Source organism: Gleimia coleocanis DSM 15436, assembly GCF_000159015.1.
Lineage (GTDB): Bacteria > Actinomycetota > Actinomycetes > Actinomycetales > Actinomycetaceae > Gleimia > Gleimia coleocanis.
The window spans coordinates 29,141-48,184 of sequence record NZ_DS999543.1 but is presented as its reverse complement, the minus strand read 5'-3'; the positions used below and the strand labels follow the sequence as shown (position 1 = coordinate 48,184).

The window sequence follows — 19,044 nt, the reverse complement described above, 5'->3', positions numbered from 1 at the left end:
CCTCGTAAAATTATTTGTCTAAAAATGTATCGCAGGTTGGGTGATGTGCTGTTTGCCCACTCTTAATGGAATCCAACGCATCTAAAGCATCATCCAAAGTATGTACTGGCCACACGTTTAAACCATCTGGAATGTTGCCGACTACCTCATCACAGTTTTGAATAGGAGCCAGGAACCACTTCGCATTATCACGCTTAGCACCATGCATTTTCTGTACGATACCGCCGATTGGTTCCACTATCCCGTCATAGCTGATTGCTCCCGTGCCGGCAACAATATTTTCACCAACCAAGTCACCGCCCGTGAGCTTATCAATGATTGCCAGAGAGAAAATCATGCCCGCGGAAGGACCGCCAATGTCTTCGAGGTGGATTTTCACGTCCTCAGGTAGCTGGGGGTCTACGCGCAGGTAAATGCCGAAACGCGAACCCGTGTCGAATTTACTCAACTGAGCCGGGCGGTATGAGTGCGTGTCAAAGCGTTCAATCTTACCATCACGTTCGATTTCAAAAACCAGCGGAGTATCTACTGGCAGGTCACGAGTAAGTTCAAAAGTAATCGCAGCCGTATCAATTTCGGTACGTTTACCGTTGATTTCCACGGCTTTGAGAATATCGCCTTCCTTGACTTTGCCTTCTAGAGGAGAATCTTTAACTGTGCCGAGGATAGTCACCGTTGCGGGAACTTTAACGCCTAAGTAGTTATAGGCGGCAGCAGCAGCAGTTGATTGGGAAGAAACCATGGCTTTGAGGTTATATTCCGCAAGTTCTTCTGCAGTAATATCGTTTGGATAATATTCTTCCAATGGCACCAGGTTGTAGCCTGGTTGCAGGGAAGCGTAAATGTATTCGTAGGCACGAATCTTATTTTCCGGAGTCCCTTTCGCCGATACCGTAACCATACGTAGTTCCCCAACAGTATCATTCTTTGCTTTGGGATCACTTAGCTCAATCAGGGCTTCCCCGTCGTAGGATTCTAAAACGTTCACGGTTGGTCCTGGGGATTGAATCACGTATGGAAGTGGAAGGAAAGCCAGGACAATTACGCTGACAAACGTTACCAGTGGTAACAGGGAAAGCAGCAGTTTTAGCCCTAGTGGCTTACGCATTTTAGGTTGATCGGTGTAAATCTGGATCGGCGAATTCTCAAAACTCATAGTTCCTATTTTTTACCACCCAACTCATAATTGCCAGATTTACGATGATTCCGTAACCAGCTGAACACTTTTTCGCTGTGAGATTATTTTTCCACTCTTACCCAGCATCCACCCGCTAAACCCGGTATTTTAGTTCTATGAGTGACTTTAATGCCGGTGGGTTCCCTTTCTTTGGGGGAAACTTTGACCCGAATCAATTCGATCCTAAAGAGTTCGCAGAGTTCTTAAAATCAATGGGGGTGGACCCGAACCAGGTTGTCCCTGGTGGGGTTCAGAACCTTTCGCCGGCTATTTTGCAGCAGATGTTGCAGCAGGCTACTTTCATCATGCAGTCCAGTGACGGCCCGATTAACTGGAAGCTGGTGCAGCAGATTTTCCGGCAGGGAGCTTGGGGTGAGGGCGACTTGCAGTTGTCTGCCGCTCAGGCTGCACAGGCCCGTCAGGCTTTGCAGGTAGCTGACTTATGGTTGGATGCAGTGACGGATGTTGCTCCGGTTACTTCTGAACGTAAGGCTTGGCGTCGTTCTGACTGGGCAGATGAAACCCTGGATACGTGGAAAGTCATTATTGAACCGGTAGCTGAAAACGTTGAACGTGCTTTTAAAACGGCTTTCGGACAGCAGATGAAGCACTTGCAGAATTTGGATGAGACGGATTTTGAGCGTTTGTCTGAGTCTCCTGAGTTCTCTATGTTGCAGGGTTTGCCGGGCATGGAGAATATTCATGGTTTGAAGGCGTTGTTGTCGCAGGGTGACAAGCTGGTTTCTGAAATGTCTTCGGCGGTTTTCAGTTTGCAGATTGGGAAAGCATTAGGCGAACTTTCCCACGCTGCTTTGGGTTCTACGGATGTGGGTATTCCGGGACCGTCCGCGGTAACGGCTTTAGTGTTGCCGAATGTGGATGCTTTTGCGGCGGGTTTTGAGATTCCTATTGATGAGGTGCGTCAGTTCGCGGCTTTGCGTGAGTGTGCGCATGCGCGTTTGTTTGCTTCAGTGCCGTGGTTGAAGGCTGAGATTTTGGGGTCTATTCGCCTGTATGCGGCTGAGATTTCGATTGATACTGAGGCGATTCGTCAGGCGGTTACTGAGGTTGGTCCGATGGATCAAGAGGGTTTGCAGAATGCTTTGACGGGTAAGTTGTTCAAGCCTGAGCCGTCAGAGTCTCAGAAATTAGCTTTGACGCAGATTGAAGCCTTGTTGGCGTTGATTGAGGGTTGGGTGGAGACGGTTACTTTTGAGGCTGCTCGCCCGTATTTGCCGCATGCTACACAGTTGCGTGAGTTGATGCGTCGCCGTCGGATTGATGGTTCTCCGGCGGAGCAGGTTTTAGCTACGCTGATTGGTTTGCAGTTGCGCCCTCGGAAGGCTCGGAATGCTACGGAATTGTGGGAGCTGTTGGGGGCGCAGGGGATGGTTGCACGCGATGCGTACTGGCGTCATCCAGATGTGGCGCCTAGCGATGCTGAGTTGGATTCTCCGCAGGATTTCTTAGCGAACCGGCAGTTGCGTGAGGCGGTGGAGACTTCTATTGATGCTGAGTTGGGTGCGCTTTTGGATGGCACTTTGGGTTGGGCTGAGGGGTTGGCTCCGGATATGGATTCCGAGGGCGATCAGCAAATCTAACCGCTTATAAACGCGCGAACGCGAGTTCCCACGCAAAAGTTATCCACAGGAAATACGGGTGCCCTTTCGCTCTAGTTAGGAAACTGGCAGGCTTAAACCACGAACTGGTTCAACGCATAGTTTTTCTAACAGCGAAAGGGCTCTCCCATGCTCCAACTCCATCCTGGCACTGTAGTCACAGAGCTTCCCGGCAAACGAGTACAAATTGCTAACCCACGTACTTCCCTAACTTTAAAAGGCCTATCAAACCAAGAAATCACGCTTTTAAAACAACTCACACAGTTACGTAGTCGCCCAACTACCATCCAGCTTGCGCTAAGTTTAGGGATTTCTGAAAGCGATACGGAACTATTCTTACGACTCTTAGCTGACCATGAGCTTATTTCTGAATACGCTGTGGATTTAGAAAGCTCACACCTGGATTTTGATCCGACTCTGACTGAGCACCGGCTTCGTTCAGTTTCTAATCTGAGTATTGATTTAACTGAGTTCCCGTATGTATTCGTCGCTGACTATGTAAAGATTTTAGCTGACCTGCTACTAGGCAAAGGGTTCGCATCAGTAACTATAAAAGCAACTGCTGATTTAATTCCCTGTCTACCAGCTAACTTGCAGATGCTGGTCAATCCTGAAAACTGTCCGGATGCTGATTTAGTGATTAAACCGGCGTTAAGTTTAAGCGAGTTCATTCATTTCGACAGGTTTTCTCGCAATGGTATTCCCGTTTTGGCAGTATTGTTTACTCCTGACTACGCGCAGGTAGGTCCCCTGGTTAAGCCCCTGGATTCTCCGTGTTTTAAATGCTTCAACCTTTATGACGCAGAAAATCCGCAGCCTACTAACGGGGAATCTGAAGGACCACTTTTAAAACGTACACTACTAGTTGGCGCTGCCGCTATGACCGCCGAAGCAGTCGTCAGCATTTATACCGAATACCCGTGGATTCAAGGAGAAATGCGTCTTTTAGACAGGGATATGATTTTTGAGCGACTACTATGGTTACCGCATCCAAAATGCACTAACCATCCGCTTACTTTCCCAGAAATCTAAGGTTATTTTTCTTCCCATTCACTACGTAGTTTTTTCACCAGGCGCAGCACGGGTGTCCCAAAGGCTTCGAGTTTTGTAGCCCCTACTCCGCGGATAACTCGTAGTTGTACTAGGGTGCGCGGTTGGGCTTTCGCAATATCAATAAGAGTGGAATCACTGAAAATCACGAAAGCTGGGACGGAACGTTCTTCTGCTTCGTCTTTACGCCATTCACGTAAGGCTTCGAAAATGATTTTCTCTAGCTCAGTGAGTTCTTCTGCAGCTGCAGTTTTCTTTGATTTCGCAACATTTGTTCGCCGCCCTGGGGCAGTTCCAGATTGCTGTCCCGGTAGTTCTGGCCACATCTGACTTAAGAATCTTGAGACCCGACGTTTTTGGACGCGACCTGCCCCGCGGCTCCGCGCGTAGGTAATCAGCAAACGTGTCCGCGCACGGGTTACTCCCACGTAGAGCAAGCGTTTTTCTTCCTCTATTTCGGCTGGGGTCTCTGCCATTGAAATTGGCACTAGCCCCTCGCTAATCCCCGCGAGGATAACGGTTTCCCATTCCAAACCTTTTGCAGCGTGCAGACTAGATAAGGTTACGGAAGCTAACTCTGGTGCCAGTTGCGCATTCGCGCGTTCGTCTAGTTCCCGCGCAAACTCAGCAATAGTTAAGTGTTGCTTCGCATAGGCTAAAACAACCAGCGCATCTAAGCTCTCCCAACGTTCACGTACAGCGCCAGCTGCTTTCGGAGCTTCTTCAGCCCACCCGAGTGGACCAACTACGTCTTTGATAGTTTGAATCAAATCTTGTGAGCCCGGTTCCAAAACCTTCCTCGATAATTCCCCCAGGCGGCGAATAGTTCCCACTGCCTGGCGAATCTCTGGGCGTTCAAAGAATCGTTCTCCACCTTTAACAGTGTAAGAAATTCCCAGTTCAGAAAGAGCATTTTCAAATGCTTCTGACTGCGCATTCGTACGGAATAAGATTGCAATATCTTCTGGTTTAGTACCTTCAGAAATCAACTGTTTAACGTAAGAGGCTACTTCAGTTGCTTCTGCCTCATCAGTTTCAAAACTGCGGAAGTTAACTGCTGGACCTGAGTCACGCTGGGAAACGAGTTTAACGGAGCCAACGGGTAAATCAGTACCCACTGCCCCATTGTTTTTTACGCGTAAAACTTGGTTTGCGAGGCTGACAATCTGCGGAGTGGAACGATAGTTGCGGTTTAGTTCCACCCGGCGCGCACCCGGGTGGTCTGACTCAAAATTCACCAGGTATTTAGGAGTTGCCCCTGTGAATGAGTAGATTGTCTGGGCTACGTCACCGACGACGCAAATGTCGTGGCGCCCACCTAGCCACTGGTTTAGTAGCTCATACTGCAGTGGGGAAACGTCTTGGAATTCGTCTACGACGAAGTGCCGGTACTGGTGGCGAATCTGGCGGGCGATTAAATCATTTTCTTGCATAATACCGACCATGAGTAGCAGGACGTCTTCGAAGTCGATGCGTCCGGCTTCAGTTTTGACGCTTTCGTAGACTTTCAACAGATCAGCCATGGTGGTGGCATCGAGGTTTCCAGGGACTACTCGGTGTTGTTCAGCAATTACCTGTGGGTAGTCGTAGGGGTCAATCATTGATACTTTTGCCCATTCAACTTCCGCTGCGAAGTCACGAATTAGTTGCTTATCGATGCTGATTCCCAGGCGGTTGCAGGCCGCTGAGAGGAGGCTGGCTTTATGTTTGGCGATTTCGGGAACGTCGCCACCTATAGCTTGGGGCCAGAAGTAGGATAGTTGGCGCAGTGCGGCTGCGTGGAAGGTGCGGGATTGGATACCGGGGACTCCCAGGGAACTTAACCGGTGGCGCATTTCCATGGCGGCGCGCGCAGTAAAGGTTACTGCCAGCACGGATTGTTGGTCGTAGGCTCCCTGTTGCACGCCATATGCTAGGCGGTAGGTGATGGCGCGGGTTTTACCGGTTCCGGCGCCTGCCAGTACTGCGAGCGGCCCGGTTACTTGGGTGGCGACGGTGCGTTGTTCAGGATCGAGGGCGTCCAGCAGGTGTGGCACTGTGGTCATGTGGACTCCTTTCCCGAGGGCGCTGCGGATCTCTGTTAGTGTTTTATTTTTACCTTTGTGGTGGTCTTATCATTCTAAGGCACTGGGCTGACATCTTTTTTGGCACTATCAAAACTCACATGCGAACTCAGCTTCGCGTATGAGTTTTTGTTTCTAAGCCAACGAAACTCATATGCGAACTGGAGTTCCCATGTGATTATCCAGCCAGGCGCGCACTAAAGCCGCCGCCACTGAATGATTCACAGGGCCACTCACTTCCCCACTAACAACCGCATCCAGGTACTCTGAACGTGCAAACCAGCGAGCCCACTCTATTTCCACCCCATCTGGGGTAAGTTCTAAATCCGGGTAATCGGCGGGTAAATGCACTTCATACGCCAGCATTAGTGACTGTGGGAATGGCCAGGTTTGAGTGGTCACGTATGACACCCACTCTGGTTTCACATTTAACCCGACTTCTTCAGAAATTTCACGACAAACAGCTTGTTCAGCTGATTCTCCCATATTGATGAAACCGGCAATTAGTGACACTCGCCGAGCCGGCCAAGCAGTATTATGCGCCAGCAGAAGACGCCCAGCAGCATCAAAAATCGTTACGATTATCGCGGGATCTTGGCGTGGATAAACCATTTCCCCACAAGCCCTGCAGTGTCGCGCCCAACCTGATTCCGCTGATTCTAAACTACCTCCACAACGATGGCAGTACTTAAATCTCAAGTGAAAAGCTGCTAAACCATTAGCCGTGGCATAAAGCTGCATTTGCGTAGGTGTTTTCCCCTGCAACTCACGGATTAAAACTGCCTCACCCAGTTCTACTCCCCCAGGTTCCATTCCCTGCAAGTCTTCAACCCAGACTGCTACCTGATAGCGGGCACCCTCGGGAAAACCAGAACGAAAATCCGCAACCGCCCCCATCCCTACCAGCGTGCAATCTCCTGGAGCTAACTCCCGTACCTGTGCTGCCCTTAAATCCGGCCAACAGTTACCCCGCCCATCCACGAAATAATAGTCAATTAGGAATGTATCCTCAGGAATCTGCGGGTTAAAATCCCACTGCCCGCCACCCAGCGGAGGAATAATTCTCATACTTAAACTATACCCCCACCACTTTTCGCGGTAGGGTTTAAGTATGACTACAAACCGAGCAGATGGGCGCGCAAACAACCAGCTCCGCCCCGTAAAAATCACCCGCAACTGGATTGCAAACGCAGAAGGCTCCTGCCTGATTGAATTTGGAAACACCCGCGTACTATGCGTAGCTTCCCTAACCGAAGGCGTTCCCCGCTGGCGCCAAGGCAGCGGCGAAGGCTGGGTAACCGCCGAATACTCCATGCTACCACGCGCCACCTCACAGCGTTCCCAACGTGAATCAGTCAAAGGTAAAATCGGTGGCCGCACCCATGAAATTTCACGCCTAATTGGGCGTTCCCTCCGCGCCGTAGTAGACACTGCCTCCCTGGGAGAAAACACTATTGTCTTAGACTGCGACGTCCTGCAAGCCGATGGTGGCACCCGCACTGCTTCCATTACCGGCGCCTACGTAGCACTAGCGGATGCCATTAAATGGGGGCAAAAGAATGGCCTAATCCCCCTTGATAAGGCCCATCAGAAAGTGTTGAAAGATTCTGTTGCCGCAATTTCCGTAGGCATTATTGACGGCGAACCACGCCTGGATCTGCCATATGAAGAGGACGTGCGCGCTGAAACTGATATGAACGTGGTAGTTACCGGCTCAGGCGAATTCATTGAAGTACAGGGCACGGCAGAGCACGCTCCATTCACCCGCGCGGAACTGGGTGCGCTGCTTGATTTAGCCGAGGGCGGATGTAAAGAACTCGCCGTATTCCAAGAAGTAGCCCTAAGCGAGTAACCATGTTCAAACTAATCCTAGCTACCGGCAATGCGCATAAAGTAGATGAACTCTACGCGATTTTAGAACCCCTGCTTCCTGGTTTAGATCGCAGTGAAATCGCTACTCTGCGCGATTTCACGGTAACAGACCCGGTGGAAGATGAAGTCACTTTCCCTGGCAACGCCCTGTTGAAAGCCCGCGCTTTAGCGGCAGAAACTGGTTTGCCCTGTATTGCGGATGATTCTGGTATCTCTGTAGACGTTTTAGGGGGCGCTCCCGGTATTTTCTCAGCCCGCTGGTCTGGAAAACACGGTGACGATAAAGGCAACTTAGACCTGCTTCTCGCCCAGCTTGCTGACATTAAGGAACAGCATCGCGGCGCTAAATTCGTCTGCGCTGCCGCGCTGGTAGACCCCGCTTCAAACTACGAAACTGTAGAAATCGGAGAAATGCTCGGCAGCCTCACCTACGCTCCCCGCGGAGAAAACGGCTTCGGCTATGACCCTATTTTTGTCCCTACCGGATATGAACAAACCACTGCGGAAATGCCGGCTGCAGAAAAGAACCGGATTTCTCATCGCGCTAAGGCTTTCACCGCGCTAGCTCCAAAAATCGTTGAGATTCTCAGCTGAAAACCTAGCGTTCAAAGCCCGCCCTCGGAAAAGAAAACGGAATCGAAAAGGAAAACCATGCCGAACTTGAATGACCCGTTAACGATTCGTTCAATCACTATCCCCAACCGCGTGTGGATGCCACCCATGTGCATGTACTCCGCCACCGCGCAAGGTAAAGAAACTGGTTGCCCCACAGATTTCCACTTCGCGCACTATGCTGGCCGCGCTGCCGGGGGCGTGGGACTAATCATCGTGGAAGCTACGGGTGTACGCGCTGATGGGCGGATCACCCCGTGGGACCTGGGATTGTGGAGTGATGACCAAGTCCCCGCCTTCACGAAACTTGCTGACACTATTCATGCTTTCGGGGCAGTTGCGGGAATCCAGCTGGCGCACGCAGGACGGAAAGCTTCTGCCATAAGCCCGTGGAAGGGAACTGACCCACAGGCACAGGAAGAACTGCAGGCAGTTAAATGGCAGCCGGTAGCTCCATCCGCAGTGCCTTTCCCCGAGATGGTAACCCCAGCAGAAATGACCGTGGCCGACATCGCAGATGTCATGGAATCTTTCGCTGCAGCGGCAATTCGCGCGGTTGAAGCTGGCTTCCAGGTGATTGAGCTGCACGCGGCGCACGGCTACTTGCTACATTCTTTCCTGTCTCCGCTGACGAATAAGCGCACCGACGAATACGGTGGTTCTTTTGAGAATCGCTCGCGGTTCCTGGTGGAAGTAGTTTCTGCAGTGAGGGATGCGATTGGCCCGGATTTCCCACTGTTTGTGCGTTTGTCTTTAACGGACTGGGTGGCAGAAAACTCGGCTTCAGATTCCCTTTCCGAGGGCGGTCAACCGCAACACTACATTCCTGGTGAGCCTTCTTGGACGGTTGAGGATTCCATTAAACTGGCGCAGGTACTGCAGGTTTTGGAAGTTGATTTGCTTGACGCTTCCACAGGTGGTTTGATTCCTCTGCCGCTGCCCTCAGATAGGGACTACCAGGTTTCTAAAGCAGTGCGTCTACGTGCTGAAACGGGGATTCTAACTACTGGTGTGGGGCGTATTTCTGAGCCTGAGTGGGCACAGGAACTAGTTTCAACTGGTGCTTTAGACGCAGTATTTGTTGGTCGCACCCTCTTAGCTGATTCGACTTGGCCGAACCGAGCGTTTGTAAAACTTGGGTTTGAGCCATTCTTACGCCCCCAGTATCAGTGGGCGGTTACCAAACGGAGTTTCAGCTAAAAACGCGCTGTTCGCTGATATTAAACCGTGTAGGTTGCGCCCGCGTAGGCAACGGAAATAGCACCATCCCACGCTAAACGAGCTTCGCGTAGCACAACCTCAGAATCCGTCCAGGCTTGGATATGGGTTAAAACCATTGACTTAGCCTGGGCGGTTTTAGCTAGCTGTGCAGCCCGCTCACCTGTTAAATGGATACCACGTACTTCATCGGCGGCTGTGAAACCAGCTTCGGAAAGCAGTAATTCAACGCCCTCGGCCATTTCCACCATGCGTTCGCAATAGTCCGTGTCCCCCGTGTAAGCAATGGTTACGCACTTGGCAGCGTCACCCTCGGAAGGACCTTCTACGCGGAAGCCATAGGACTCAACCGTATGCCAAGCAGCATAAGGCGTAATCTTCAACGGGCCAACGTTAAAAGAAACCCCGTCTTCTAGAATCAGTGGTGCAAACTCAGCTGCGTAATCCTCAGACTCGTCCGCCCCGTCAATGCCACGCACGCGATCCAACAGGTTAGAAGGCCCGCCTAAAGTAACCTGCCCTAAGTTGCCCTGCGGATGCCAGCGGCGATGCACGTGCAAAGAAATCACGTCCCCCATGTGATCAGCATGCAAGTGTGAAAAAATCACCGCATCAATCTTGCGTGGGTCCACATAGCGCCACAGTTGCCCAAAAGATCCAGGTCCTAAATCAAAAACAACGTTATAAACACGGTCTAAACCAGTTTCTGGATCAATTCCGCGTCCCTGCACTAAATAACACGAAGCCGGAGAATAAGGACCCGACATTGAACCAGTACAACCAACTACCGTCAGTTTCATGCCGGCACCTCCATCTGACGCACATCACCAACCACTGGACCAAGGAAACGACGCGCCAAAGGCGCAAAGGATTCTAAAGAACCAGTGCCATAAAACTCATGCTGCACCTGCAGCGGATCAACTTCTGAAGCCGTAAGATTTTCTCTTACCAAACGCTGGTAAACCTCATTTGCAGCTGATTCAGAAGAGGAAATCAAAGTTACGCGCTCGCCCATATGTTGCGAAATCAAGCCAGTCAACAGCGGATAGTGAGTACATCCCAGTACCAGCGTATCCACGCCAGCGGTCTTCACAGGATCTAAATACTCGCGGGCAACTTCATTTAACTCCGCGCCCGTAGTAATCCCCTTTTCAACGAATTCTACGAATCGTGGGCAGGCTTGCTGGGTAACTTCCAAGTCGGGAACTACTGCGAAAGCATCTTTATAAGCCCCAGAAGTAACCGTGGCAGCAGTGGCAATCACCCCAATTTTGCGGTTACGAGTCGCTGCCACCGCAGCTTTCGATGCCGGTTGGATTACTTCAACCACGGGAATACCCGCATCCACTTCATAACGTTCACGAGCGTCCCGTAATACCGCTGCAGAAGCCGTATTACAAGCAATCACCAGCATCTTTACACCCCGTGAGGCTAATTCGTCCATCACGTTCAAAGCCAGTTCACGCACCGTTGCGATTGGCTTCGTACCGTAAGGGGTATGGGCAGTATCCCCTACGTAAAGAATTTGTTCTTGCGGGAGCTTATCCATAATGGAACGCGCGACGGTTAAACCACCTAATCCAGAATCGAAAATCCCAATCGGAGCATTAGACATACTTCAAGCGTAGCCTGATTACTGCTTGTTAATAACCTCTTGCAGTAGTGAATCTTGCCACCACGAAACCACAATATAAGCTAAGCAAATCAAGGATTCCTGTAACTGTTCTTGCGGTAAATCCACACTCTCTTCAGAGAAAAGCACCTCAGCTTTTTCCTCTAACTTGCTCCACTGCGGTTCAACCAGCTCCACAGATCCTTGATATTGCGAAAGCCTCATTCCTAAATAAAGCCGCATATCATTAAAGGCACTCAGCCAATCCCAAGCTTCATCTTCATTGATAATTAGTTCCTCAGGCGTATTCTCTAAAACCCCTACGATTCGCTGTAGGCGTTGGCTTTTCAACAGTCTCAGGGTGTCTTCAGTGAAGCTACGTAGTTCAATCGCATCGATTGGATCATCACTCATATCCGGCAGGAGCTGCTGTAGAACTGGATCAGCGGGAGGTTCTTTAAGCTCATAACCACCCGATAGTGCTGCCAGAAAATCCATTCCCTCAACCGGGGCATCTAATAGATGCACTAGCTCTACGGAAAGCTGAGATATCAGCACCGCGAAGTCTGAGCGTAACGGGATCCGGTATTTTCCGCCCTCCGTCTGCTCAGGTAGGTTCCATGCGGACACGAATCTATTCGCCTACTTCCGTAACCGGTTCTAAAGTGGAACGCAGCCCGTAACCGTGCATGGCTAACACATCCGCTTCCATGCGTTCTTTCGGTCCTTTAGATACCAGGGCTCGCCCAGTTAAATGTACTTGTAGCATCAGTTCATGGGCGCGCGCTTGCGAGAATCCGAAGTGACGCTGGAATACTGCCTGCACGTAGTCCATCAAATTAATAGGATCATTCCAAACTACCGTGGCCCAAATTTGGGATGCGAACTCACTGGCAGCTGGAATAGTCTCTACTTGCTCTTCCAACATTGGAACTTTCCTCATACTTCTTAGAATAATTTATTCACCCGTCGGATTGGGCTGTTTTGAAGTATGCTCATAGTATGAATTTTTCTAACTCCACTACATTCCTTACGGATATGTATGAGCTCACCATGGTGGATGCCGCTTTGAAAGCTGGCACTGCCCACCGTAAAACTGTTTTTGAACTTTTTGGCCGTCGTCTGCCTACCACCCGCCGCTTTGGAGTAGTCGCTGGCACTGGTCGTTTCCTGGAAGCTCTGCAGCGGTTCCAGTTCACTGAAGAACAACTACGTTGGCTTAACGATAAGCAGATTGTCAGCTCTGAAGCCATTAAATACTTGGAAAACTTTAAGTTTAAGGGTGATATTTCTGGCTACGCTGAGGGTGAATGTTACTTCTCTGGGTCTCCTATCCTCACGGTTAAAGCCGATTTCGCAGAAGCTGTTTTGATTGAAACTCTAGCGCTTTCCATTCTAAACCACGACTGTGCGGTAGCTTCTGCGGCTTCTCGTATGACGATTGCAGCGCATGGTCGTCCTTGTCTGGATATGGGCGCGCGTCGTACTCATGAACGCGCGGCTGTTTCTGCGGCTCGTTCCGCTGTTATTGGTGGTTTCGTCGGAACTTCTGATTTAGAAGCGGGTATCCGCTATAACATTCCTACTATCGGTACTTCCGCGCACGCTTTCACTTTGCTGCATGACAGTGAAGAGGATGCTTTCCGCGTGCAGATTGATTCTTTAGGTACTTCTACAACTCTGCTGGTAGATACTTACGATATTGCGCAGGGTGTGGAACGTGCGGTGAAGATTGCTCGGGAAGCTGGCGGTGAACTGGGGGCTGTGCGTTTGGATTCTGGCGACTTGGTGGCGCAGGCGTTCAAGGTGCGCGGCCAGTTGGACGCTTTAGGTGCGCATGGCACGAAGATTACTGTTACTTCCGATTTGGATGAGTATGCGATTGCTGCTTTAGGTGCTGCTCCGGTGGATTCTTACGGTGTGGGTACTCGCCTGGTTACTGGTTCTGGCGTTCCTACTGCTGCTTTGGTTTATAAGATGGTGGAGCGTGAAGATTCTGCTGGCAACTGGATTGATGTGGCTAAGAAGTCTGCTTCTAAGTCTACGGTTGGTGGCGAAAAGTATGCGGGTCGTGTACTTTCTGAATCAGGGTATGCGGCCGAAGAACTGCTGGTAGTTAACTGTTCTGCTGAACGCGCGGCTGAGGTTTTGGCTGAGCATAATGCGCGTCCACTGCAGGTTCCGCTGGTTACTCAGGGCGTCATCGATGATTCTCGTTTGGGTGCGCGTGCAGTTGAAGTGGCGCGTGATCACCATGTGCAGTCTCGTAACGAGTTGCCTTACCAGGCTTGGCGCCTTTCCGAGGGCGAAGCGGCAGTGCCGACGCGTTACTTGGATCTTTCCGCTTAGTAATCGCTAAAAACTCATCTGCGAGCTCGCGTTGCCATGTGAGTTTTAAGGTAACAACACCTGACAAACTTGACGCTTGGCTAACGCAACTAATCTAATTCGTTGCGGTCGACTTGGTCGACAGCGTGTACTTGCGGAATCTCTGCAATAGCGTTGATGAGGGCGGTCTGTGGATGTGGTCCTTCAAATTTGAGAACCACCCGCATACCGTCCCCTTCTTCTATTTCGATAGGAGAAGTTGAGGTTACGCTGGCTTTGTAGCCGTGGTTAGTCGCTACGGAAAGAATTTGGCGCATTGCGCCTTGTCCAGCCTCATATTCCACGACTGTGCGGAGGTTCCGGTTAGAGTGCGGAATCAGGTTCATAAGTGGACCGATGATAAAAACCACCAGGTAGTGCAGTAATAGTGCGTAAACTGCCAGGTGAAATAGTCCGGCTCCACAAGCCATTCCAAGTGCAGCCGATACCCAGACTGTGGCAGCGGTAGTTAAGCCTCTGACCGCATCATTGTTTACAAAGATTACGCCCGCACCGATGAAACCAATGCCAGAGACGATTTGGGCGGCAATGCGGGAGGGATCAACTGCCACGCTGGCAGTGGTAATTGAGGCGAAACCATATGCAGAGATTAGTGTAAATAGGCAGGATCCTACACCGACTAACACGTGGGTTTTAACACCGGCATTCTTATGGTGGAATTGGCGTTCCACACCTAAGAGACTGCAAAGAATGAAGCAGACAGTTAGAGAAATAAGTTGCTGTGCGATGGGTGAAAAGTCGGTTAGTGCTGGCATACTCTCTATGGTATTTGAGAAAGCCTATGAAATTGCCGTTTCCCTACATGAGAAACCAATTTTTCATGTAGGGAAACGTAACTATGCGCTATTTACCTATACGAAAACTCCCGTTTTCGTATAGGTAAATGTCACGCGCGAGCTTTCAAAACTACTTCTACAGTCTGTGACTTTCCATCACGAGTGTAAGTGACTTTTACTTTGTCACCGGGAACGAAGCGTCGCACGTAGCCAGTGAGGGATTTACCGGAAGTTACCGGATCACCATTTACTGCCGTGATCACATCACCGGTTTTAAGGCCGGCTGCTTCTGCCCCGCTACCAGGAACAACTTCTTTCACTTCCGCACCATAGCGAGTGTCTGCACCAGTCACAGCTGTGCCGGAAATGATTGAGACACCCAACTGTGCGTGCATCGCTTTCCCAGTTTCCACGATTTGCGTAACCACGTTGCGCACCAGGTCTACAGGAATAGCGAAACCGAGCCCAATGGAGCCAGCTTTACCAGCGCTTCCGGTATTGGAAGCGATAGATGAGTTAATACCGATTACCTGTCCGGCTTCGTTAAAAAGCGGTCCGCCAGAGTTACCAGGGTTAAGGGAAGCATCCACCTGAATCGCATTTGTCACGATGGGTTCTGCTGCGGTTTCTTCTTGTTTGAGGGCGAATGGGTTTTCATCTGGCGCTGCAGATACTGCCACTGGACGGTTAAGTGCAGAGATGATACCGGTAGTTACCGTATCATCTAAGCCCAGTGGCGACCCCACTGCCATAACTGGCTGGCCAACTTTAAGTTCTGCGGAACTACCAAAGTTTCCCGCTACCAAGTTGTTGGGTGGGTTAACGAGTTTAATAACTGCTAGGTCAGTAGTTGGGTCAGTGCCGACAATTTTCGCATGGTAAAGGCGACCGTCTGAAAGGCTTACGGTAATAGAGTTTTCACCGTCGGCAATATCAATCACATGGTGGTTAGTGATGATATGCCCCTTGTTATCCCAGATAACCCCAGAACCTGTTGAACCACTCTTTTTACCGGTAACGCTAATTGATACGGTGGCGGGTCGGACTGCATCTGCCACTGCCTGCCAGTCGGGAGCGCCGATTTGGTTTTCGACTGGTTTAACTACGGGCCCGGTGGTTTGTGGTTCCAAACGAGAAACAGCTTGTTTCGCATTTGGGGTGAATGGGAGTTGAGCAACTCCCGTGGTGATTACCGCGGTAGCGGTAAGCGCAGAAGTAGCAATCATGGATAATGCCAGGGCACCCCAGCCAGGACCTTTTTTGACTACTACGGTCTGTGGGGTTGGAGTATTTCCTGGGTATACTTCGTAAGTCATAGCTCTCCTCGATTAAAACCTTAAACGTACATTAACTATGTTGTTAGTTTGCCCAGGGGGTCTTAATCGACTCTTAAGGTTTTCTGGAAGTTTTCTGAAAATGGATTTTGAAATAGGTCACGAATAGCCTCGCGAATATCAGCGTGATCACACACCACATGCAAAATCCGCCCACCGGTTACATCAGCCTCTAAAGCAGCCACGAATTCACTTTGCGAATCCCCAGTTTGCAAGCCAGTAAAACACTGATACTGCCAGCCATAAGCCTGCGCCAAAGCCCGGTAATCAACATTTTGTCCCATAGCGAAGAAACGCTCATAAACTTCTACACTGGCATCAGCACCATGCTCTAAAGACTGGAAAATCCGCCCTCCGCAATCATCTAAAAGGACAATATCCAAATCCGGCGTATCCTGCCCAGCCGCGCACAGCAAAGACGATGCATCGTGTAAGAACGTAACGTCCCCCAACAGAACCCTCACGCGCTTACCAACCACCGCCTGGACTCCGCGAGCGAAAGCAATCGTCCCATCAATACCCGCTTGCCCGCGATTAGTGAAAACCTGCATTCCCCGCGAACCAGTATCCCCGATTAAATCCAGGTAGCGAACAGGATTAGAAGCTCCAGAAACTACCACTTCAGTAGTTTCTGCCTGAACTAAAAGCTGAGTAGCTTTCACTCCATCCGCTAGCGACAACCGCCCATAGGATTCACTAAGTTTTACAGCGGTTTCATGCCATTTCAACGCCCACTCATGCACGCATGCATCCAACTGCGGCAACACCGGCAAACTAGTAAAAACTCGCTGTACGCAACCAGATAACTGTGGGTAATCGGCGCGTTCAGACACTACCCACTGCACTTTCTCCCCATCATTAATAAGCTGTGTTAAAGGACGAGATAACGTTGGACGACCATAAACAATAACTCTTTCAACCTCAGCTCCCAGCAAAGTTACTAGCTGCTGCTCAAACGGCAACGCATAACCTTGATTCCAAACGCTGGTCCCCGGTTCAGCTAAAACCACGTAACCCTCAGCTTGCGCAAGAGTCTGCACTAAATAATCAGGTTCGCCATTACCAACTACAACCACAGTTCTAAGAGCGTCAACTACGAAAGTAGAAGTACGCATTTGCCTATCCGCAACGAACTCTACCCCCTGCTGGCAAAGGGAAGCAACGAGTTCTCCAGTAGTGGCAGTTCGTTCCGAATGCGGAGTTAGACTGCCGGTAAACGCCATATTAACGTGCACGGGCCCTGGTTTTGTCACCCCCGACCACCAATACTGCAAGTGCTGCACTTGGTTTATTAGATGACGAATATCTGTAATCTGAGCGGGCACGTCCACAAACCGACGCACAAAAGAACCAAAAATACCGGCTTGGCGGGTAGTTTGCGACGCCCCGGTTTCCAACATTTCCCAAGGGCGGTCAGCTGAAACTACCACCAGCGGAGTATTACTATGATGGGCTTCCATCACCGCCGGCAAGCAGTGCCCCACCGCCGTCCCAGAAGTCATAAAAATAGCTACTGGTCGTCCACTTGCTTTCGCTAAACCTAACGCAAAAAAAGCTGCAGAACGCTCATCAATACGAGTATGCACCTGAGTATCCCCCAACTGTGCAGCTTCTAACTCCGCCAAAGCGTAGGCAAACGGAGCAGAACGAGAACCAGGGCAATAAACGAAATGACGAACTCCGCTAGAGTGTAGCAACGCCACCAGCCAGCGTGCATCAGTTACAGAATCACCCGGCAAATAGGAATCAACTAACTCACTGCGCATCCGAAAACCTGCTTACCTCATTTAAGCTTTAAACAACTACCTCTAGTTTAAAGCACCCTACTGTTAAGAAGCTTTCCTTAAATACATCCACCCCCAGGATAGAGATTATAAGTACTCAACCATAGAGTTAAGACGCTGTACCCAGGCAGTAATCCGCTCGCGGTCAAAACCAGATGAGGTGAGTGCACTCACCTGCGGCCAGTCTGGTTCCACGCTGGTAACCGGTAAGAAACCGCCCTCGGGAATTAAAGGAGAAGCCACAACGTCGCCAATGAACATACGCGCTGTACCCAACCCACACGCGTAATCCAACTGCGGAAGGTGCGCTGCCAGTCGCAGGCCCGCAGCAATCCCCACAGAAGAATCTAAGGCAGAAGAAACCACCACCGGCAACTGTGCCTGCTCCGTTACCTGCAGAATTCGGTGGATTCCCGCCATTGGTTGCAACTTTACCACCAGCACATCCGCGGCATCCAACCGAGCTACTCGTAAAGGATCTTCTGCGCGACGCACTGACTCATCAGCTGCCACCGGCACTTCAACTAAACGCCGTACTAAAGCTAAATCTTCTACCGCAGCACACGGTTGCTCAACATACTCTAAACCACCGGCAGCCTTATCTAATTCTCGTAAGGCAGAAACTGCCTCTTCCACCGTCCACGCTGCATTCGCATCCACGCGAATCCGCCCGCACGCCCCTAAGCCAGCGCGCACTGCCTCTAAACGCGCACAATCCGCAGCTAAAGTCACCCCCGGGTCAGCCACCTTAACTTTCGCCGTCACCACTTGGCCCGCTGGAACTGAAACCAAAAACTCTTCTACAATTTCTAACGCTCGCTCAGGCGCAACCACCGGAATAGTTACGTTAATAGGAATCTGCTGGCGGTAAACCGGTAAAGCTAACTTCTCACACGCCAGTTCTAAACCCGCCTGCAGCCAGTGCGCAGACTCACGCGCGTCATAGTCCCAAAACGGTGATACCTCAGCCCAACCAGCCGGCCCCTCAAGTAACAGCCCCTCTCGTTCAGTTACCCGTCGAAACCGATTCTTCAAAGGCAAACGAAAATAGGCGACGCGACTAATCGGCTCTAAAACCCGCTGTGCTAAAGGTGAAAAAGATTCTTTTTCAACAGGTAAAACCACGCTTGCCACTACTTGTTCCTCACTTATCAGGTACTCTGAACACATGGTATTTCTTGCATTCGGTTTCGGTATTCTCTGCGCAATCGGCGCCTTATATCTGCGTCGAGACACCCCGGGTTCCCGCGCTTGGCAGGGACAAAACGGCATGATCGACGAACGCTTTGCTTTCCTATTTCTCCCCGCTTTTGCCATGGCACTGCTGGGATTGGGTTTAGTTTCAGCCGGAGGGCTAAGCCGTTCCATTCCTTGGCTTTTCTGGACACTTACCGTTATTGGGTTGCCTTTTGCCGTAGTTGGTTTAGGCGGCGCTCTGGTTGGATTATTTGGGAAAACTGCGCCAGCTTGGCTGCTTCCCCGCTGGTATAAGAACCAGCGAAAACACTAACCCAAGTTTACGCTGAAAAAGCTTACAGG

Annotated in this window: 18 protein-coding genes; 7 read left to right on the top strand and 11 right to left on the bottom strand. The window is 50.6% G+C overall.

Going from position 1 to position 19,044, the window contains the following annotated elements; translation table 11 throughout:
• Nucleotides 1-10: 10 nt before the first annotated feature.
• Complete coding sequence (locus HMPREF0044_RS02130) at nucleotides 11-1,156, bottom strand: YlbL family protein (protein WP_006546453.1); 1,146 nt, start codon at nucleotides 1,154-1,156, stop codon at nucleotides 11-13.
• A 137-nt stretch (nucleotides 1,157-1,293) separates the two neighbouring features.
• Here HMPREF0044_RS02130 and HMPREF0044_RS02125 point away from each other — a divergent pair, with 137 nt between their 5' ends.
• Nucleotides 1,294-2,778, top strand: coding sequence for a zinc-dependent metalloprotease (locus HMPREF0044_RS02125; RefSeq protein ID WP_006546452.1), 1,485 nt, complete (start codon nucleotides 1,294-1,296; stop codon nucleotides 2,776-2,778).
• Nucleotides 2,779-2,925: 147 nt separating this feature from the next.
• Nucleotides 2,926-3,828: a hypothetical protein gene (locus tag HMPREF0044_RS02120; protein ID WP_006546451.1), complete on the top strand. Its 903-nt coding sequence runs from the start codon at nucleotides 2,926-2,928 to the stop codon at nucleotides 3,826-3,828.
• Between the two features lie 2 nt (nucleotides 3,829-3,830).
• On the opposite strand, the gene HMPREF0044_RS02115 is transcribed toward HMPREF0044_RS02120, so the two are convergent.
• Complete coding sequence (locus HMPREF0044_RS02115) at nucleotides 3,831-5,891, bottom strand: ATP-dependent DNA helicase UvrD2 (RefSeq protein WP_006546450.1); 2,061 nt, start codon at nucleotides 5,889-5,891, stop codon at nucleotides 3,831-3,833.
• Nucleotides 5,892-6,059: 168 nt separating this feature from the next.
• The gene (gene nudC, locus HMPREF0044_RS02110) at nucleotides 6,060-6,977 is read right to left on the bottom strand and encodes an NAD(+) diphosphatase (RefSeq protein WP_006546449.1); all 918 of its coding nucleotides are present in this window, start codon (nucleotides 6,975-6,977) and stop codon (nucleotides 6,060-6,062) included.
• Nucleotides 6,978-7,020: 43 nt separating this feature from the next.
• On the opposite strand from nudC, the gene rph reads away from it, so the two are divergent.
• The 3 genes from rph to HMPREF0044_RS02095 are packed head-to-tail and all read left to right on the top strand — an operon-like array spanning nucleotide 7,021 to nucleotide 9,593.
• On the top strand, nucleotides 7,021-7,761 hold the full coding sequence (gene rph / locus HMPREF0044_RS02105) for a ribonuclease PH (RefSeq protein ID WP_006546448.1): 741 nt from the start codon (nucleotides 7,021-7,023) through the stop codon (nucleotides 7,759-7,761).
• 2 nt (nucleotides 7,762-7,763) lie between these two features.
• On the top strand, nucleotides 7,764-8,375 hold the full coding sequence (gene rdgB / locus HMPREF0044_RS02100; RefSeq protein ID WP_006546447.1) for an RdgB/HAM1 family non-canonical purine NTP pyrophosphatase: 612 nt from the start codon (nucleotides 7,764-7,766) through the stop codon (nucleotides 8,373-8,375).
• Nucleotides 8,376-8,432: 57 nt separating this feature from the next.
• On the top strand, nucleotides 8,433-9,593 hold the full coding sequence (locus HMPREF0044_RS02095; protein WP_006546446.1) for an NADH:flavin oxidoreductase/NADH oxidase: 1,161 nt from the start codon (nucleotides 8,433-8,435) through the stop codon (nucleotides 9,591-9,593).
• Nucleotides 9,594-9,613: 20 nt separating this feature from the next.
• On the opposite strand, the gene HMPREF0044_RS02090 is transcribed toward HMPREF0044_RS02095, so the two are convergent.
• Genes HMPREF0044_RS02090 through clpS form a run of 4 tightly spaced genes read right to left on the bottom strand, consistent with a single transcriptional unit; the run spans nucleotide 9,614 to nucleotide 12,151 of the window.
• Entirely contained in the window at nucleotides 9,614-10,411 is a 798-nt protein-coding gene (locus tag HMPREF0044_RS02090) for an MBL fold metallo-hydrolase (RefSeq protein WP_006546445.1), read from the bottom strand.
• Entirely contained in the window at nucleotides 10,408-11,226 is an 819-nt protein-coding gene (murI, locus tag HMPREF0044_RS02085; RefSeq protein ID WP_006546444.1) for a glutamate racemase, read from the bottom strand. Before murI ends, HMPREF0044_RS02090 begins: the two co-directional genes overlap by 4 nt.
• Nucleotides 11,227-11,244: 18 nt before the next feature.
• On the bottom strand, nucleotides 11,245-11,853 hold the full coding sequence (locus HMPREF0044_RS02080; RefSeq protein ID WP_006546443.1) for a DUF2017 family protein: 609 nt from the start codon (nucleotides 11,851-11,853) through the stop codon (nucleotides 11,245-11,247).
• 4 nt (nucleotides 11,854-11,857) lie between these two features.
• Complete coding sequence (clpS, locus tag HMPREF0044_RS02075) at nucleotides 11,858-12,151, bottom strand: ATP-dependent Clp protease adapter ClpS (protein ID WP_211205079.1); 294 nt, start codon at nucleotides 12,149-12,151, stop codon at nucleotides 11,858-11,860.
• A 74-nt stretch (nucleotides 12,152-12,225) separates the two neighbouring features.
• Between clpS and HMPREF0044_RS02070 the strand changes: the two genes are divergently transcribed.
• Nucleotides 12,226-13,572, top strand: coding sequence for a nicotinate phosphoribosyltransferase (locus tag HMPREF0044_RS02070; protein ID WP_006546441.1), 1,347 nt, complete (start codon nucleotides 12,226-12,228; stop codon nucleotides 13,570-13,572).
• Between the two features lie 89 nt (nucleotides 13,573-13,661).
• Here HMPREF0044_RS02070 and HMPREF0044_RS02065 read toward each other — a convergent pair whose 3' ends face one another.
• From HMPREF0044_RS02065 to HMPREF0044_RS02050, 4 genes are all read right to left on the bottom strand, one after another.
• Complete coding sequence (locus HMPREF0044_RS02065; RefSeq protein ID WP_006546440.1) at nucleotides 13,662-14,366, bottom strand: MgtC/SapB family protein; 705 nt, start codon at nucleotides 14,364-14,366, stop codon at nucleotides 13,662-13,664.
• A 131-nt stretch (nucleotides 14,367-14,497) separates the two neighbouring features.
• The gene (locus HMPREF0044_RS02060; protein WP_006546439.1) at nucleotides 14,498-15,703 is read right to left on the bottom strand and encodes a S1C family serine protease; all 1,206 of its coding nucleotides are present in this window, start codon (nucleotides 15,701-15,703) and stop codon (nucleotides 14,498-14,500) included.
• A 62-nt stretch (nucleotides 15,704-15,765) separates the two neighbouring features.
• A complete protein-coding gene (gene menD, locus HMPREF0044_RS02055; protein WP_050754336.1) occupies nucleotides 15,766-17,487 on the bottom strand; it encodes a 2-succinyl-5-enolpyruvyl-6-hydroxy-3-cyclohexene-1-carboxylic-acid synthase in 1,722 nt (573 codons plus the stop codon).
• A 105-nt stretch (nucleotides 17,488-17,592) separates the two neighbouring features.
• Complete coding sequence (locus HMPREF0044_RS02050; RefSeq protein WP_245528806.1) at nucleotides 17,593-18,639, bottom strand: o-succinylbenzoate synthase; 1,047 nt, start codon at nucleotides 18,637-18,639, stop codon at nucleotides 17,593-17,595.
• Nucleotides 18,640-18,673: 34 nt separating this feature from the next.
• On the opposite strand from HMPREF0044_RS02050, the gene HMPREF0044_RS02045 reads away from it, so the two are divergent.
• Nucleotides 18,674-19,015 carry a hypothetical protein gene (locus HMPREF0044_RS02045; RefSeq protein ID WP_006546436.1) on the top strand — a complete coding sequence of 114 codons (342 nt, stop codon included), beginning with the start codon at nucleotides 18,674-18,676 and terminating at the stop codon, nucleotides 19,013-19,015.
• Nucleotides 19,016-19,044 lie beyond the last annotated feature (29 nt).

Bases quoted from the DNA above. Each gene is read 5' to 3' on its own strand.
- HMPREF0044_RS02125 (WP_006546452.1), top strand. From the start codon at position 1,294: ATGAGTGACTTTAATGCCGGTGGGTTCCCTTTCTTTGGGGGAAACTTT.
- menD (WP_050754336.1), bottom strand. From the start codon at position 17,487: ATGCGCAGTGAGTTAGTTGATTCCTATTTGCCGGGTGATTCTGTAACT.
- HMPREF0044_RS02065 (WP_006546440.1), bottom strand. From the start codon at position 14,366: ATGCCAGCACTAACCGACTTTTCACCCATCGCACAGCAACTTATTTCT.
- HMPREF0044_RS02090 (WP_006546445.1), bottom strand. From the start codon at position 10,411: ATGAAACTGACGGTAGTTGGTTGTACTGGTTCAATGTCGGGTCCTTAT.
- clpS (WP_211205079.1), bottom strand. From the start codon at position 12,151: ATGTTGGAAGAGCAAGTAGAGACTATTCCAGCTGCCAGTGAGTTCGCA.
- HMPREF0044_RS02130 (WP_006546453.1), bottom strand. From the start codon at position 1,156: ATGAGTTTTGAGAATTCGCCGATCCAGATTTACACCGATCAACCTAAA.
- HMPREF0044_RS02095 (WP_006546446.1), top strand. From the start codon at position 8,433: ATGCCGAACTTGAATGACCCGTTAACGATTCGTTCAATCACTATCCCC.
- HMPREF0044_RS02060 (WP_006546439.1), bottom strand. From the start codon at position 15,703: ATGACTTACGAAGTATACCCAGGAAATACTCCAACCCCACAGACCGTA.
- murI (WP_006546444.1), bottom strand. From the start codon at position 11,226: ATGTCTAATGCTCCGATTGGGATTTTCGATTCTGGATTAGGTGGTTTA.
- HMPREF0044_RS02070 (WP_006546441.1), top strand. From the start codon at position 12,226: ATGAATTTTTCTAACTCCACTACATTCCTTACGGATATGTATGAGCTC.
- HMPREF0044_RS02115 (WP_006546450.1), bottom strand. From the start codon at position 5,891: ATGACCACAGTGCCACACCTGCTGGACGCCCTCGATCCTGAACAACGC.
- rph (WP_006546448.1), top strand. From the start codon at position 7,021: ATGACTACAAACCGAGCAGATGGGCGCGCAAACAACCAGCTCCGCCCC.
- rdgB (WP_006546447.1), top strand. From the start codon at position 7,764: ATGTTCAAACTAATCCTAGCTACCGGCAATGCGCATAAAGTAGATGAA.
- HMPREF0044_RS02045 (WP_006546436.1), top strand. From the start codon at position 18,674: ATGGTATTTCTTGCATTCGGTTTCGGTATTCTCTGCGCAATCGGCGCC.
- nudC (WP_006546449.1), bottom strand. From the start codon at position 6,977: ATGAGAATTATTCCTCCGCTGGGTGGCGGGCAGTGGGATTTTAACCCG.
- HMPREF0044_RS02120 (WP_006546451.1), top strand. From the start codon at position 2,926: ATGCTCCAACTCCATCCTGGCACTGTAGTCACAGAGCTTCCCGGCAAA.